Origin of the sequence: Caballeronia sp. M1242, from assembly GCF_017220215.1 — a bacterium.
Taxonomy (GTDB): Bacteria; Pseudomonadota; Gammaproteobacteria; order Burkholderiales; family Burkholderiaceae; genus Caballeronia.
The window spans coordinates 329,784-344,859 of the sequence record NZ_CP071130.1 but is presented as its reverse complement, the minus strand read 5'-3'; the positions used below and the strand labels follow the sequence as shown (position 1 = coordinate 344,859).

The 15,076-nt window shown below is 63.2% G+C and carries 14 protein-coding genes; 5 read left to right on the top strand and 9 right to left on the bottom strand.

Annotated features, from left to right (window positions below):
• Nucleotides 1–9: 9 nt before the first annotated feature.
• Both frc and JYK05_RS15035 read right to left on the bottom strand, forming a co-directional pair.
• On the bottom strand, nucleotides 10–1,266 hold the full coding sequence (gene frc / locus JYK05_RS15040) for a formyl-CoA transferase (RefSeq protein WP_175941045.1): 1,257 nt from the start codon (nucleotides 1,264–1,266) through the stop codon (nucleotides 10–12).
• 31 nt (nucleotides 1,267–1,297) lie between these two features.
• Entirely contained in the window at nucleotides 1,298–3,064 is a 1,767-nt protein-coding gene (locus JYK05_RS15035) for a thiamine pyrophosphate-binding protein (protein WP_206469230.1), read from the bottom strand.
• A gap of 335 nt (nucleotides 3,065–3,399) precedes the next feature.
• Between JYK05_RS15035 and sucC the strand changes: the two genes are divergently transcribed.
• A complete protein-coding gene (gene sucC / locus JYK05_RS15030) occupies nucleotides 3,400–4,590 on the top strand; it encodes an ADP-forming succinate--CoA ligase subunit beta (RefSeq protein ID WP_206469228.1) in 1,191 nt (396 codons plus the stop codon).
• 12 nt (nucleotides 4,591–4,602) lie between these two features.
• A complete protein-coding gene (gene sucD, locus JYK05_RS15025) occupies nucleotides 4,603–5,475 on the top strand; it encodes a succinate--CoA ligase subunit alpha (protein ID WP_206469226.1) in 873 nt (290 codons plus the stop codon).
• A 79-nt stretch (nucleotides 5,476–5,554) separates the two neighbouring features.
• On the opposite strand, the gene JYK05_RS15020 is transcribed toward sucD, so the two are convergent.
• From JYK05_RS15020 to oxlT, 5 genes are all read right to left on the bottom strand, one after another.
• On the bottom strand, nucleotides 5,555–6,286 hold the full coding sequence (locus JYK05_RS15020; RefSeq protein ID WP_175941041.1) for a GntR family transcriptional regulator: 732 nt from the start codon (nucleotides 6,284–6,286) through the stop codon (nucleotides 5,555–5,557).
• On the bottom strand, nucleotides 6,276–6,497 hold the full coding sequence (locus JYK05_RS15015) for a hypothetical protein (protein ID WP_206469225.1): 222 nt from the start codon (nucleotides 6,495–6,497) through the stop codon (nucleotides 6,276–6,278). Before JYK05_RS15015 ends, JYK05_RS15020 begins: the two co-directional genes overlap by 11 nt.
• Nucleotides 6,498–6,610: 113 nt before the next feature.
• Complete coding sequence (locus JYK05_RS15010) at nucleotides 6,611–7,624, bottom strand: 2-dehydropantoate 2-reductase (protein ID WP_206469224.1); 1,014 nt, start codon at nucleotides 7,622–7,624, stop codon at nucleotides 6,611–6,613.
• A 157-nt stretch (nucleotides 7,625–7,781) separates the two neighbouring features.
• Nucleotides 7,782–8,726, bottom strand: a complete 945-nt coding sequence (locus tag JYK05_RS15005) for a LysR family transcriptional regulator (protein ID WP_206469223.1) — start codon at nucleotides 8,724–8,726, stop codon at nucleotides 7,782–7,784.
• A 12-nt stretch (nucleotides 8,727–8,738) separates the two neighbouring features.
• Nucleotides 8,739–10,091, bottom strand: a complete 1,353-nt coding sequence (oxlT, locus tag JYK05_RS15000; RefSeq protein ID WP_206469222.1) for an oxalate/formate MFS antiporter — start codon at nucleotides 10,089–10,091, stop codon at nucleotides 8,739–8,741.
• Nucleotides 10,092–10,493: 402 nt separating this feature from the next.
• Here oxlT and JYK05_RS14995 point away from each other — a divergent pair, with 402 nt between their 5' ends.
• Nucleotides 10,494–11,438, top strand: a complete 945-nt coding sequence (locus tag JYK05_RS14995; RefSeq protein WP_206469568.1) for a LysR family transcriptional regulator — start codon at nucleotides 10,494–10,496, stop codon at nucleotides 11,436–11,438.
• 97 nt (nucleotides 11,439–11,535) lie between these two features.
• Nucleotides 11,536–11,880 (top strand): hypothetical protein, encoded by a 345-nt coding sequence (locus JYK05_RS14990; protein WP_206469221.1) that lies wholly within the window; start codon nucleotides 11,536–11,538, stop codon nucleotides 11,878–11,880.
• A gap of 98 nt (nucleotides 11,881–11,978) precedes the next feature.
• Here the strand turns inward: JYK05_RS14990 and JYK05_RS14985 are convergent, their stop codons facing one another.
• Nucleotides 11,979–13,430: an aldehyde dehydrogenase family protein gene (locus JYK05_RS14985; RefSeq protein WP_206469220.1), complete on the bottom strand. Its 1,452-nt coding sequence runs from the start codon at nucleotides 13,428–13,430 to the stop codon at nucleotides 11,979–11,981.
• Nucleotides 13,431–13,679: 249 nt separating this feature from the next.
• Between JYK05_RS14985 and JYK05_RS14980 the strand changes: the two genes are divergently transcribed.
• On the top strand, nucleotides 13,680–14,141 hold the full coding sequence (locus JYK05_RS14980; RefSeq protein WP_371826446.1) for an RcnB family protein: 462 nt from the start codon (nucleotides 13,680–13,682) through the stop codon (nucleotides 14,139–14,141).
• Nucleotides 14,142–14,198: 57 nt separating this feature from the next.
• On the opposite strand, the gene JYK05_RS14975 is transcribed toward JYK05_RS14980, so the two are convergent.
• Complete coding sequence (locus JYK05_RS14975) at nucleotides 14,199–14,558, bottom strand: H-NS family nucleoid-associated regulatory protein (protein WP_206469219.1); 360 nt, start codon at nucleotides 14,556–14,558, stop codon at nucleotides 14,199–14,201.
• Nucleotides 14,559–15,076: the final 518 nt, after the last annotated feature.

Genomic DNA, 15,076 nt, shown 5'->3' with positions numbered 1-15,076 from the left:
AGTGAAGGCTCAGATCGCGCCGAGGCTCTTCAGCGTGGCGATCTGGTCGGGCGTGTAGCCGAGCTCGGCCATGACTTCATCGGTATGCTCGCCGAGCAGCGGCGAGCGCACGACTTCGGTCGGGCTGTCCGAGAGCTTGATCGGGTTGCCGACCGTCAGGTATTTGCCGCGCACCGGATGGTCCACTTCCACGACCGTGCCGGTCTTTCTCAGCGACGGTTCTTCGGCGATCTCTTTCATTGAGAGAATCGGGCCGCAGGGAATGTCGTGTTTGTTCAGGATCTCCATGGCCTGGAACTTGGTTTTCGACATGGTCCAGCGCTCGATTTCCGCGAAGATTTCTTTCAGACGCGGCAGGCGAGCGTTCGGCGTCTTGTAATCCGGATGCTCGATCCACTCTTCCTTGCCGATGACCTTGCAGATCTCGCCCCACACCGGCGCCTGCGTGATGAAGTAGATGTACGCGTTCGGATCGGTTTCCCAGCCCTTGCACTTCAGGATCCAGCCCGGCTGGCCGCCGCCCGACGCGTTGCCCGCGCGCGGCACCGCGTCGCCGAATTTGCCGTTCGGATACTGCGGGTACTCCTTCATGACGCCGGTGCGTTCCAGCCGCTGCTGGTCGCGCAATTTCACGCGGCACAGATTGAGCACGCCGTCCTGCATGGCCGCGAGCACTTTCTGCCCGCGCCCCGTGCGGTTGCGCTGATAGAGCGCCGTCACGATGCCGAGCGCGAGATGCAGCCCCGTGCCGGAATCGCCGATCTGCGCGCCGGTGACGGTCGGCGGGCCGTCGTCGAACCCCGTGGTCGATGCCGCGCCGCCCGCGCACTGCGCGACGTTCTCGTAGACCTTGCAGTCTTCGTACGGCCCCGGCCCGAAGCCCTTGACGGACGCCACGATCATCGCCGGGTTCAGTTCCTGGATGCGCTCCCACGTGAAGCCCATGCGGTCGAGCGCGCCCGGCGCGAAGTTCTCGACGAGCACGTCGCACTTCTTGACGAGCGTTTCGAGTACTTTCTTGCCCTCGGGATTCTTCGTGTCGATGGTGATCGACCGCTTGTTGTGGTTGAGCATCGTGAAGTAGAGGCTGTCCGCGTCGGGGATATCGCGCAGTTGCTCCCGCGTGATGTCGCCCGCGCCGGCGCGCTCCACCTTGATGACGTCCGCGCCGAACCACGCCAGCAACTGCGTGCAGGTCGGACCCGATTGAACGTGCGTGAAATCGAGGATGCGTACGCCATCCAGTGCCTTGCCCGAGGTGTTCATGGCTGTCTCCCTGTGTCTTCGATCGCGTTCTTTATTTGTACATCGTCTGGGCCATCGTGCCAGGCGCGTAAACCGTAGGATCGACCCAAATATTGATGACCGCGCTCTTGCCCGTTTTCGCGATCGACTCGCGCGCCCGCTGCAACGCGCCCGCGATCTTCGACGCTTCGTACACTTCCTCGCCGTAGCCGCCGAGCATTTCGGCGAAGCGGCCATACGGCACGTCCGAGAGCAGATTGCCGACGTTGCCGCGCTCCTCGCCGTATTTCGCGAGTTGGCCGTAGCGAATCTGGTTCATCGCCGAGTTGTTGCCGATGACCGCGATATACGGCACGCCGAAGCGATTGGCCGTTTCCATGTCGAACGAGGTCATGGAGAACGCACCGTCGCCGTAGTAGCAGAGCACTTCCTTCTCCGGATTCGCGAGCCCCGCCGCGATGGCGAAGCCCGTGCCGACGCCGAGCGAGCCGAGCGCGCCCGGGTCCATCCACTGGCCGGGGCGGCGCGGACGCACGGCTTGCGCCGAGATCGTCACGACGTCGCCGCCATCGCCGATATAAATGGTGTCGTCGGAGAGGAACTGGTTGATCTCGTGCGCGACGCGGTACGGATGAATCGGGCTCGCGTCCGACGTGAAGAGCGGCATGAGCTTGGCGGTCGCCGTTTCTTCCGCCGCCGCGAGTTCGCGCATCCACGCCTGGCGCGACTGGCGCTTGTCGTTCTTCAGCCGGCCGCTCGCGGCTTGCAGCACCGCGCCGAGAATCGCGCCCGGATCGCCGACGAGCCCGAGGTCGATATCGCGATTCTTGCCGACCGTGCGGTAATCCATGTCGATCTGCACCAGCTTCAGCTCTTTGCTGATGCGCTTGCCGTAACCCATGCGGAAATCGAACGGCGTGCCGACGATCACGATCAGATCCGCCTTCGCGAAAGCCTGCGAGCGCGTGCGGTCGAAGTGATGCGGATCGCCCGGCGGCAAGAGGCCGCGGCTCGCGCCGTTGAAGTAGCCGGGAATGTCGAGGCCGCGCAGCAGCGCGATGGCTTCTTCGTGGCCGCGCGCCGTCCACACTTGCTGACCGTAAAGGATCGCCGGGCGCTCGGAGTTCACGAGCAGATCGGCGAGCTTTTCGATGTCCTTCGGATCGCCGACCGATTTCGTCGATGCGCGATAGCGTCCGGGCTGCGGAATCACGGCCTTGCTGACGTCGATTTCACGGTCGAGCACGTCGCGCGGAATTTCCAGATACGCCGGGCCGGGCGCGCCGTTGAAGGCTTCGCGCGCGGCCATCGAAACCATGTCGGCGACGCGCTCGGTGCTCGGCACGGTCGCCGCGAACTTGGTGATGGGCGACATCATGTCGACGTGCGGCAGGTCTTGCAGCGAGCCCATCTTGTGCTGCGTGAGCGCGCCCTGCCCGCCGATATGGATGATCGGGCTTTCCGAGCGAAACGCCGTGGCGACGCCCGTGACCGCGTTCGTGCAGCCGGGGCCGGCCGTCGTCACGACGCAGCCGAGCTTGCCCGTCTGACGCGCGTAGCCATCGGCGGCGTGAGCGGCGACCTGCTCGTGGCGCACGTCGATGATGCGGATGCCTTCATCGACGCAGCCGTCGTAGATATCGATGATGTGGCCGCCGCACAGCGTGAAGATGGTATCGACGCCCTCGTTTTTGAGGGCGCGCGCAACGAGATGGCCGCCCGAGACGACGCCTGCGCCGCGCGTCTTTTGCTTGAGCGTGTCATCGGCGGTGGTGGTGGCTGGAGCGACTTCCGGACGGCTGCTGACGACTTCGGACATGTGTTGTCTCCTCCTCGAATGGGGTGATGTTCTTTCGCTCAGGACCTCGCGCTGTTGTCCTGTTGCTGTGATATACAATATTCCACACACAGTATTAGTCAACGATGTTCTGATTGGAACAAACCCTGTGATGCAGTGCATGACCGGCGCTTCCTGCTGCTGCATCTGCTTTTCGCTTTATTCTTGCTGCGAGGCACAACGACGCCCTGATATCCGCGTGATAGTGATATGTGATATATCTCATATCAGCGCGGACCGCTGCATTCGTCACGCGCATCCACGACAACGACCGGAGCGCTCGCTGTCAGCACGCGCCGGACGAAACAGGAGACGCAATGAACATTCACGAATACCAAGCGAAGGCGCTGCTGCGAAAGTACGGCGTCGCGGTGCCGCAAGGCCGCGTCGCCTTCACGGCGCAGGAGGCCGCCGATGCCGCGAACGCGCTCGGCGGCCCGGTCTGGGTCGTCAAGTCGCAGATTCATGCGGGGGGACGTGGCGCGGGCCGGTTTGCCAACGATCCCGATGGCAAAGGCGGCGTGCGCGTGGTGAAGTCAGTGGAAGACGTGCGCGAGAACGCTGAAAAGATGCTGTCGTCCGTGCTCGTGACGAAGCAGACCGGACCGGTCGGCAAGGAAGTAAAGCGCCTCTATATCGAGGAAGGCTGCGACATCGCGCGCGAGCTGTATCTCGGCATGCTGGTCGACCGGGCGAGCTCGCGCATCACGATCATGGCGTCGACCGAAGGCGGCATGGAAATCGAGGAAGTCGCGCATCGCACGCCCGAGAAGATCCTCAAGGTCGCGATCGATCCCGCGACCGGCCTCCAGCCTTTTCATACGCGGCAGGTCGCGTTCGGGCTGGGGCTCACTGGCAATCAGGTGAAAGCGGCGTCGAAGTTCATCGCCGCGCTGTATCAGGCCTTCGTCGATCTGGATGCTTCCGTGGTCGAGGTCAATCCGCTTGTCGTGACCGGTTCCGGCGACGTCATGGCGCTCGACGCGAAGCTCAATTTCGACGACAACGCGCTGTATCGCCATCCGGACGTCGAAGCCCTGCGCGACGAAGACGAAGAAGACCCCGCCGAAATCGAAGCCGCGAAGCACGGGCTCAACTACGTGAAGCTCGACGGCAGCATCGGCTGCATGGTGAACGGCGCGGGCCTCGCGATGGCCACCATGGACATCATCAAGCTGTACGGCGGCGAGCCGGCGAACTTTCTGGACGTGGGCGGCGGCGCGACGCAGGAACGCGTCGCGACCGCCTTCAAGCTGATTCTGCGCGATCCGAAGGTGCAAGGCATCCTCGTCAACATCTTCGGCGGCATCATGCGCTGCGACGTGATCGCACAAGGCGTCGTCGCGGCGGCGCGCGAAGTCGACCTGCGCGTGCCGCTCGTCGTCCGTCTGGCCGGCACGAACGTCGATGCAGGCCGCGACATTCTGCGCACGTCCGGTCTCACCATCATCTCCGCCGAAAACCTCGCCGATGCCGCCGACAAGATCGTCAGCGCCGTCCACCACTGAAAGGAAGCCCCCATGAGCGTCTTGATCGACAAGAACACGAAGGTGATCTGCCAGGGCTTCACCGGCGCGCAAGGCACCTTTCACTCCGAGCAGGCGATTGCTTACGGCACGCGAATGGTCGGCGGCGTCACGCCCGGCAAGGGCGGCACGACGCACCTCGACCTGCCGGTCTTTGACACGGTGGCCGATGCGGTCGCGAAAACGGGCGCCGACGCGTCCGTGATCTACGTGCCGCCGCCCTTCGCCGCCGATGCGATTCTCGAAGCCGTCGACTCCGAAGTGCCGCTGATCGTCTGCATCACGGAAGGCATCCCGGTGCTCGACATGCTGCGCGTGAAGCGCGCGCTCGCTGGGTCGGCGAGCCGGCTCGTCGGGCCGAACTGTCCGGGCGTCATCACGCCGGGCGCGTGCAAGATCGGCATCATGCCGGGACACATTCATCAGCCGGGGAAGATCGGCGTGGTGTCGCGCTCGGGCACGCTGACTTACGAGGCCGTCGCGCAGACGACCGCCGCCGGACTCGGGCAGACGACGTGCATCGGCATTGGCGGCGATCCGGTGAACGGGACGAACTTCATCGACTGCCTCTCGCTTTTTCTCGCCGACGACGCGACGGAAGGCATCATCATGATCGGCGAGATCGGCGGATCAGCGGAGGAAGAAGCGGCGCAATTCCTGAAGGACGCGAACACGAAAAAGCCAGTGGTCGGCTTCATTGCCGGGACGACCGCGCCGCCGGGACGCCGCATGGGCCACGCGGGCGCAATCATCTCGGGCGGCTCGGGCACGGCGAGCGCGAAGATCGACGCGATGAAATCGGCGGGCATTCACGTCGCCGATTCCCCGGCGGCGCTCGGCGAAACGATGCTGCGGGCGATGCGCTAGCGCATTTTGCGCGCGCGTGAAAAAGGCCGCACGGCGATTGCCGTGCGGCCTTCTGCTTACTGCTCGCGCTGCGCGAAACTCAGTCCAGAAAATCGCAGTTCGCCTCGACGAACGCCGCGAGATCCAGCGAATGCTGCCTCACGAGCCGCTCGACGAGCTCGGTGTCGCGCTTCTCCAGCGCCTCGATGATGCGCATGTGATCGACGATCGAGCGCGACGCGCGGTCGCTCTGCGAGATCGTCATCTTCCGGATGGCGCGCACGTGCACGAAGATGTTCTTGATCGTGTCGAAGATGATCTGCGACTTCGACAGCCGCACGATGGCCTGATGAAACGCGATATTCGCTTCCGAATACTCGTCGATATGCTCGGCCGGCGTGCTGTCGCGGAAATTGTCGAACATGTGGCGAAGCTGGGCGATTTCCTCGTCCGTCGCGCGCTGCGTGGCAAGGCGCGCCGCCATGCTTTCGAGCGCCGCCCACATGTGGATCATCTCGACGATCTCGCGCTTGGTCTTGCGCAGGATATACACCCCGCGGCGCGGCACCGTGCGCAGAAAGCCTTCCTGCTCCAGAAGCGTCATGGCCTCGCGGATAGGCGTTCGCGAGACGCCCAACGCTTCCGTTAGCTCTTTCTCGTCCAGACGGATTTCTTCCCGCGAACGGTAGATGTCCGCCTCCGCGATGGCCTGCCGCAGTTTCGCGTACGCCTGATCGCGCAGCGAAACCGTGGCGTTGATCGGCTCCAGCGAAAGCGTCAGCCCGTTCGGGCGAACTTCCGGCCTGTCTACGGATTGAGTATCAGATGGCATTGATGGCTTGGTTTCCCATTTGCGGACGGTCCGCGACGACGCGCTTGCCCGATCCGCCGTTCTGGTCGTCCGCCGCGAGTCCGGCGAACCGACCGTGTTCCTGTGCGCGCTGCAGCATGTCCTGCGGCACCGCCGACGCAATGATAAACGTAACGCCCACACCCATGGCAACCAGCGCGATTCCAACGACTACCAACAAGGCGATGCTCATTTCAGGCTCCGGTCAAATCACTCAAGAGCCTCTAGTATATGTTGCGTCGCAGCAGGACGCAACATATTTTGCATCTTGTATATCAGAAACAACGCGGGTTTCTTCGATCCAGTTTAGGCCGCTTTTTGCGTTTGCGGCGGCGCTGGCGCCCGCGCGGTTCCCTGATTCACCGCTTCGCGCAGCTTGATCAATGCGAGGACTGCATCGATCATCGGCGTTTCCACGTGCACCAGGCGGCCGATTTCCTGCACAACCGTGATGAGCGGATCGATCTCCATCGGCCGGCCCGCTTCGCAGTCCATCAGCATCGACGTCTTGTGCGCGCCGACCGCCCCAGCGCCGTTGATGCGCCGCTCCACGTCCACGCGGAAGTTGACGCCGATCTTGTCGCCGATCGCCTTCGCCTCCAGCATCATCGCCTTTGAGAGCGCGCGCGTGCCGGGGTCGCTCGTGAGCACATCGAGCGTCGCGTGCGTGAGCGCGCTGATCGGATTGAAGCAAAGGTTGCCCCAGAGCTTCAGCCAGATTTCATCGCGGATGTTGTCGCGCATCGGCGCTTCCATGTCGGCGGCCGCCATGATGTCGTGCAGTGCCTGAAGGCGCGGCGTGATCTCCCCGCTCGGCTCGCCGATGGGAAACTTCTTGCCGTAGTGATGCTCGATGACGCCCGGCTCCGCGATTTCCGCCGCCGGCAGCAGCACGCAGCCGATGGCACGCTCCGGCCCGAAGACGCTCCATTGCCTGCCGCCCGGATCGATGCTTTGCAGCGTCGTGCCGGCGAGCGCGCCGCCGTGCTGATAGAAGTACCAATAGGGCAAGCCGTTGACCGCTGTGACGATGGCCGTGTCCGGGCCGAGCAGCGGCGGCATCAGGTCGACCACGCCGGGCACCGAATGCGCCTTCAACGCGATGATCACGTAGTCCTGCGGCCCGAGTTCAGCGGGGTTATTCGTGCAGCGCACTTTCACCGTGTGCTCTTCCCCGTCGATTCTGAGCCGCACGCCGTTCGCCTGCATCGCCGCGAGGTGCGGCCCGCGCGCCACGAAGCTGACGTCCGCTCCGGCCCGCGCGAGTTGCGCGCCCATGTAACCGCCGATGGCTCCGGCGCCATACACGCAGATCTTCATGCTCGTCTCCTAGAGTCGTAGTCTTGCAGGCTTCTGATATACAAGATACTACATTCCACGTTCACGCAGGACAAGGCGATTCGTGCGACGGCAGACGAGCGAAAACCCGCATGCGGCGGCGGCCTTGCGGTGTCGTCGGGATGAACGGACGCGTCCCTTAGGCCTCGATGGCCTGTGACGTGTTGAGAGTATGCGTCGAGGAGGCGATGAATTGCGACCAGACGTGCGCCGCGCCCTCGCGCAGCGCGCGACCACGGCGACGCACGATCATGACCGCGCGAGCGGCGTCGGGCGCGAGGGGAATGAAGCGCGTGCGGGCGGTTTCGCAGGCGAGACGGGCGTGCATCGGCAAAACGCCGACGCCGAGACCGGCCTCCGCCATGCGCGCCACCGCCACCGGCTGCGTCAGCCGCTGTCGCACTGCGCCCGCCACCGCGTGGCGCGCGAGCGCGGCTTCGACGGCGGCGAGGCTGCCAGTGTCGTCGTCGAGCAGAAGGAGCGGCGTGCCGCGCAACTGGGTCCACTCCAGACGCGCGGCGTCCGCCAGCCGATGCGACGCGCCGACCACCGCTGCGAAACCATCGGCGAATAGCGGCTCGAAGGCGAGTTCGTCGAGATTGTCTGGCGCAATCACGACGCCGATTTCCGCCTCCCCCGAGCGCACGAGTTGCAGCACGGCGCTCTGCGGCCGGTCGATCACGGTGATCGACAGATCCGGCAGCCGCTCTTTGCACGACGCGAGCAGCGCGGGAAGCACGCTCGCCGTCAGGCCGCAACTGCTCGCCACGTGGACAATGCCCTGCCCTTGACTGTCGGCGCGCGGCCGCAGCGTCGCTTCCAGTTCCTCGACGAGCTGCGCAATGCGCGCCAGAAGCTTGCGCCCGGTGTCGGTCAGCGTGACCTGGCGCGTGGTCCGGTCGAAAAGCCGCAGCGCGATTTCGTCTTCGAGTTCTCGGATGCTGCGGCTCACCGCCGATTGCGTGATGCCGAATTCGTCGCCGGCGCGAGTGAAGCTGCGGTGTCGCGCAAGCGTCACGAAAACCCGCAACTGATGCAGCGAAACGGAAAGCGCATGCGCGGGAGCGGCCGGGCGTTCGCGCATGCGCTTGCTTCCTTATTGAACCGACGTCTTGCCCGGCGCTTCCGGCCAGCCCGCCTGAAACGACGCGTTGATCGACGAATCGCCCGAGGTGGCGGCGACCGTGTTCTCGATCCAGCGCTTTCTCATCGGCGCGAGCACGAATTTCGCGCACAGTCCCGCACAAATCGACGTCGTCGCGGCCGTGATGAACACCGCATTCCACGATCCGACCGACGCGAGCACCGAGGCGAGCGGCACCAGCATGGAGGCCGTGCCCTTCGCGGTGTACAACGTGCCCGCGTTGGCGGCGGCGTATTTGCTGCCGAAGGTGTCCGCGCATGTGGCCGGGAAGATCGAGAAGATTTCGCCCCAGCACAGGAACGTCATCGCGGCGAACAGCATGAAGAGATACGGATGATGACCGAACTGCATCAGCCCGAGCAGCGCCACGCCCTCGCCCAGGAAGATGATGAACATCGTGTTCTCCCGGCCGATCTTGTCCGAGATGAAGCCGCACAGCGGACGGGTGAAGCCGTTGCAGAGATTGTCGATGGAAAGCGTCATCGCGAGCAGTGGCAGCGTGATGCCGAACAGGTTCACCGGCATCTTCGCGAAACCGTATTCCTTCGCGATCGGCCCGAACTGCGCGGTGGCGATCACGCCGCCCGCCGCGACGAACACGAACATCAGGTAGAGCACCCAGAAGAGCGGCGAGCGCACCATCTGTCCGGTCGTGTAGTCGATTTTGGTGGACACGATCCGCTTGGCCGGCGCGACGTGCACCGGAGGCTTCGGACGCACGAGCATCAGCGCGAGCAGGAAGATGCACACGCCCTGGAAGATGCCGAAGAACATGAACGCGTGCTCGTAGCCCGAGGACTGGATCATGTTCGAGATCGGGATGACCGTGACCGCCGCGCCGGCGCCGAAGCCCGCCGCCGTCAGACCCGCCGCGAGACCGCGCTTGTCCGGGAACCACTTCAGCGCCGTGCCGACGCACGTGCCATACACGCATCCCGCGCCGATGCCCGCGATGACCGCCGCGATGTAGAGGTGGACGAGGCTCGTCGCGTGCGCGTCGATCACCCAGCCGATGGCCGCGCACACCGATCCGCCGATCACGACCGGACGCGGCCCGAACTTGTCGACGAGCCAGCCTTCGACCGGCACGAGCCAGGTTTCCGTGACGATGAAGATGGTAAACGCCGTCTGAATGGCCGCTTGACCCCAATGGTGCTTGGCATCCATCGGCACGACGAAAAGGGTCCAGGCGTACTGGAGATTGGCGACGAGGCCCATGCATAGAATGCCGATCGCCAGCTGAATCCAACGGTTGTGATGACGCCCGTGCGACTGCCCGGACACCACCGTGTCTGCGCTTGCCATGTCTGTCTCCGATATCTGTCTCTGCGCTCGTGCGGCGCTTGGTGTACAGCGAGATCACCGGCGCGGGGCCGGCGGGCGTTGCGGTCGGTCAGGGAAGGTGCTCCGGCCAGGCGGCGCGGGCGTGGCGTCGCGTGTCCAGAAGGGCGATGGGTTCGCCGTGGGGGCCAACATCCGCGTCAGGCGATCGAAGAATCATCTCGAGCGATTCCCAAGAAGTCCGGATGGTCGATGCAGCCCTGTCGGGCTCGATGCTGCGTGCTCTTCCGCGCTCTTGCGTCGGCTGAAAACTGGCTTACAACTGCGGGGCACGTGAAAGCATCGTGGGGGACAAAAATGATTAAGGAAAGTTAAAAAAAATTATTGTATAAGTTAGCTATCGTGAATGGATGAGGGCCTGCCGTGCTGCGAAATGCCACTCTGCGCCAACTCAAAATCTTCGAAACGGTCGCGCGACGCCTGAGTTTTTCGCGGGCGGCGGAAGAGCTCTATCTCACGCAGCCGGCCGTCTCCACGCAGGTCAAGCAACTCGAAGAGCACGCCGGCCTGCCTCTTTTCGAGCAGCTCGGCAAGAAAATCTATCTCACTCCGGCCGGGAACGAAATGCTCCATTACAGCAGGGCGATCCTCGAGCAATTCCGCGAAGCCGACGACGCAATGGCGCGTCTCAAGGGTATTTCCGGAGGCACGCTTAACGTCGCCGTGATCAGCGCGGGCGATTACTTCTTTCCTCGTCTGCTGGCCGAATTCACTAAACGTAATACGGATGTCCGCCTCAATCTCGCCGTGCATAACCGCGAGGAACTGCTGCATCAACTGTCCGACAATTTGACGGATCTCGCCGTCATGGTGCGTCCGCCGCGCGATATGGATACGGTCAATGTGTCGTTTGCGCCGCATCCTTATGTGATCGTCGCGCCGCCGGACCATCCGCTCGTCGGACAAAGCGATATCCCGCTGGAGTCGCTTGCCGATGAACCTTTCATCGTGCGCGAGCGTGGCTCCGATACGTGGAATTCAATGGAAGAAGGCTTCGCCGGCAGGCTCACGAATTTGAATGTCGCGATGGAGATCACGAGCACGGAGACCATTAAGCAGGCCGTGATCGCCGGAATGGGACTGAGTTTTTTATCCGCGCATACCATCAGCATGGAATTGCAGGTCGGCAAACTGGCGGTGCTGGATATCGAAGGCTTTCCCGTGATGCTCAACTGGTTTGTCGTACATCGCAACAACAAGCGCTTGCCGCCGGTGGCGCTCGCGTTCAAACAGTTTCTGATCGAAGAAGGCGCCGCGCAGATCGAAGCGATCACGCATATCGTCGCCAAGACGGGTAAACCCGATTCATAACTGAAGCTAAATGGTTAGCCGAAGAAACTTTGACTGTCCTGTATGAATGGCTTTTTCTATCCTGCGTGTATGCCCTGCGGCCACTGAGGAGACGATCATGAGCCAAGCCATGCACAGCGACGACCGTGAAGTTCAGGCGCAAGTCTGCGCGTTCAATACCGCTTTCGAAGAACTCGACCTGATGTTCCGCTGGGACGCGGACATGTATCGCTCGCTGGCATCGGCGGACAGCGACTACGGAAAGATCGCGCAGTACATCGGAACGCAGTGTCCGCATTTGCTCAAGGCGTATAGCGCGGAGTTTCTCTGCCAGGCGATCGTCGAGCGCAAGAACATGACGATCGAGGCGTGCCGGCAGAACACCGTTCAGTACGAAGACAGCACGCAGCGCGCTCGGCTTTGGCGGGCGCGCGACCAGGAAGGCGCGCAGGCGCGCGTTTAAGTCTTTCTTCGGCGATGAACTCAGGGCGGCTTCGGCCGCCCTTCTCGCATTGTTCAAGCGCTGCCGCGCGTGTTCGGCGCGCGGCGCTCATCGGTCGCTCAAGGCGTCAGCGATACCCACACCGCCTTCGGCTCCGTGAAGTTCTCGATGGCCACGTCGCCATGCTCGCGGCCGAAGCCCGAATCGCCCGAACCGCCCCACGGCAGCCGCACGTCCGTGTAGCCGTAGGTATTGACCCAGACAGTGCCCGCCTTGAGTTCTGCCGCCATGCGATGCACCCGCCCGATGTCCGCGCTCCACACGCCGGCCGCGAGACTGTAAGCGGTGCCGTTCGCGATGCGCAGCGCGTCCGCTTCGTCGTCGAAAGGAATGACGCTCGCCACCGGACCGAAGATCTCTTCCTGCGAGATGCGCATTTCGTGCTCGACGTTCGCGAACACCGTCGGCTCGACGAAGTAGCCGCGCTCGCCCGAGCGCCGCCCGCCCGTCACCAGCGACGCGCCCTCGCCTTTGCCGATATCCACGTAATCGAGCACGGTCTTCATCTGCTTAGCCGAGATGAGCGGTCCCATGTTCGTCTCGCGCTTCGATGGATCGCCGAGTTTGATGGTTTGCGCGCGCTGGGAAAGGCGCTCGACCACGTCGTCATAGGCGGCGCGCTGCACCAGCACGCGCGAGCCCGCCGAGCACACCTGTCCCGCGTTGAAGAAGATGCCCGATGCTGCGGCGCGCACCGCGGTGTCGATGTTCGCATCGGCGAAGATGATGTTGGCCGACTTGCCGCCCAACTCCAGCGTCACGCGCTTAAAGTTGCCCGCCGCGCCCTGCAGAATGCCTCGCCCGACCGAAGGCGAACCCGTGAAGGTGATCTTGTCGATGCCCGGATGCGCGACCATCGAATCCCCGACCACCGAGCCCTTGCCCGTGACGATGTTCAGCACGCCCGGCGGCACGCCCGCTTCGAGCGCGAGGCGGCCGACCATCAGCGCGGAGAGCGGCGTGATTTCGGCGGGCTTCACGATCAGCGTGCAACCGCAGGCGAGCGCCGGCGCGATCTTCCACATGCCGATCATCAGCGGGAAATTCCACGGAACGATGGCGCCGACCACGCCCACCGGCTCGCGCACCGTGTACGTCAGCGCATCGGGCCGCGCCGGCACGACCTGACCGTTGATCTTGTCGCACCAGCCGGCGTAGTACGCGAGCGTATCGATGGCGGCGGGCACGTCCTGGCGCTGGACCCCGGCAATGGGCTTGCCCGCATCGAGGCTTTCGAGCGCAGCGAGTTCTTCCTGATTCTCGCGGAGCAGTTCGGCAAGCCGCATCAGGATGCGGCCGCGCTCGGCGGCGCGAATGGCGTTCCAGGGTTTCAATGCGGCGCGCGCCGCCTGCACGGCGCGGTCTACATCGGCCGACGTGCCCTGCGCGACATACGCGATGGGCTCTTCGGTCGCGGGATCGAGATTGGTCGAATATTCGCCGCCGCTCGGCGCGACGAATTCGCCGCCTATCAATAACTCATAGCGCTTCAAATCCGCTCTGCTTTCCATGTCTCGCTCCATGCTTTATTAAATCGTTTCATGGTGAGCCAGAAAGCCGCTCGACGATAGAAAAACATTTTTATTGTTCTCATTCAGCGTCATGTATGGGCAGATATGACATCGCGACGCCAAGACTCGTTCGAGTTCGCCGCCGGACGCGGGTAATGCGCGTAATGCGCGTAATGCGCGTAATGCGCGTAATGCGAAGTAAGCGTTGCTTACACAATCTCACGCCATCGCGCCGCCCCGCAACGTAGAGTGACCGCCTGTTCGCGCAAAGAGCAAAAGGCTCTGGCAGGCGATCAATCATTACTCTATGAGGAGAAACGTTTCATGAAAAAACGAATCATTGTTGCGCTGCTGTCGGCTGGTCTCGGACTTTCTGCGGGCGCGAGTTTCGCGCAGCAATGGCATGGCCCGGATGAGAATCACGGCCCTGGCGCCGACCGCGCGCCGATGATGCACGGCCACGACGCACGCGACAGCCACGACGCGCCCCGCCCGCCGGAGCATGCCGAGCGCGACCGCGGACATCCGGACTGGCACAAGGGCGATCGCCTTTCGAGCGAATATCGCGACCACCAGTATGTGGTCGACGATTGGCGCGGCCACGGCCTGCGTCAGCCGCCGCGCGGATACCAGTGGGTCGGCGTCGGCGCGGACTATGTGCTCGTCGCGGCAGCGACGGGGCTGATCGCCCAAGTCGTGTTGGCGCGGTAATACGACGCGCGAGCGCGCAGAATCGGCTTACGCAGAGCCTTCAGCCAACTGCGCGCTTCAGTCTTCGTCTGCGAAAAGCGACGCCTGCGAGGCCTGCCGCGACGACAGGCTCGCGGATCCTTCCACCAAAAACGCGTCTCGATCCTTGCCCGCGATCCATTGCGGCGCGCGACCGCGCCCGCTCCACGTCGCACCGCTTTCTGGATCGCGATACTTGATGGCCACGTCCGGCGCCGCGTGCTGCGTGCCGGGCTTACGGCCCATCAGTTCGTTCAACGTGATGCCGTATTGACGCATCTTCTGGACGATCTCGATCAGCGCGAGGCGTTCTTCTTTGCGCCGCGCTTCGGCCAGTTCTTTCTCCAGCGACTCCCTTTGCGCCATCAACTCGGCGACTTGCGGACTTCTGTACGTCATGTTCGTGATGTGCGATTGAATATGGACAGCGGCCGATGCCCCGCCGCCGCGACAAAAACGAGAGGCTAACATGATCGGGCTCGGCGCGAGCAGTCGGCGCCGATCGCTTCCTATGAGCATTTTTTTCTTGGCGGTCACGAATCGTCATATTTTTATAGATACTTCGTCATGCGAAGTATGTTAGAGCGCGGTGAGCGTCTTGTTTCTCAATGCATGCGCCGTTGTGTGTACGCATCGAATGTTATTACGTAGTCCGTATTTTCGAGCCGAATCCCACATGATGGACAGGCAATAATTCGCGCTGAAGGTTTACATCGAAGCGAGAACGAAGTAATCTTTCGCCGCTGCCTCGGTTCCCGGCAACGCTTGCCTGTCTGCTGCATCGCTTCGCACAAAACGGGTAAATCTGACTGCTCATCGTTGATGCGGCGGATTGGAGACAGCGTGGATCGACTGCGCTGCGTGCAAGCTGCGCCGCGTATCCGCATCAAATGCGCGATGAGTCGCGCATGAACGAA

Excerpts from the sequence above, each read along its gene's own strand:
- oxlT (WP_206469222.1), bottom strand. The coding sequence starts at position 10,091 with ATGGCAAGCGCAGACACGGTGGTGTCCGGGCAGTCGCACGGGCGTCAT.
- JYK05_RS15020 (WP_175941041.1), bottom strand. The coding sequence starts at position 6,286 with ATGCCATCTGATACTCAATCCGTAGACAGGCCGGAAGTTCGCCCGAAC.
- JYK05_RS15035 (WP_206469230.1), bottom strand. The coding sequence starts at position 3,064 with ATGTCCGAAGTCGTCAGCAGCCGTCCGGAAGTCGCTCCAGCCACCACC.
- JYK05_RS14990 (WP_206469221.1), top strand. The coding sequence starts at position 11,536 with ATGAGCCAAGCCATGCACAGCGACGACCGTGAAGTTCAGGCGCAAGTC.
- JYK05_RS14975 (WP_206469219.1), bottom strand. The coding sequence starts at position 14,558 with ATGACGTACAGAAGTCCGCAAGTCGCCGAGTTGATGGCGCAAAGGGAG.
- sucC (WP_206469228.1), top strand. The coding sequence starts at position 3,400 with ATGAACATTCACGAATACCAAGCGAAGGCGCTGCTGCGAAAGTACGGC.
- JYK05_RS15015 (WP_206469225.1), bottom strand. The coding sequence starts at position 6,497 with ATGAGCATCGCCTTGTTGGTAGTCGTTGGAATCGCGCTGGTTGCCATG.
- JYK05_RS15010 (WP_206469224.1), bottom strand. The coding sequence starts at position 7,624 with ATGAAGATCTGCGTGTATGGCGCCGGAGCCATCGGCGGTTACATGGGC.
- JYK05_RS15005 (WP_206469223.1), bottom strand. The coding sequence starts at position 8,726 with ATGCGCGAACGCCCGGCCGCTCCCGCGCATGCGCTTTCCGTTTCGCTG.
- sucD (WP_206469226.1), top strand. The coding sequence starts at position 4,603 with ATGAGCGTCTTGATCGACAAGAACACGAAGGTGATCTGCCAGGGCTTC.
- JYK05_RS14985 (WP_206469220.1), bottom strand. The coding sequence starts at position 13,430 with ATGGAAAGCAGAGCGGATTTGAAGCGCTATGAGTTATTGATAGGCGGC.
- frc (WP_175941045.1), bottom strand. The coding sequence starts at position 1,266 with ATGAACACCTCGGGCAAGGCACTGGATGGCGTACGCATCCTCGATTTC.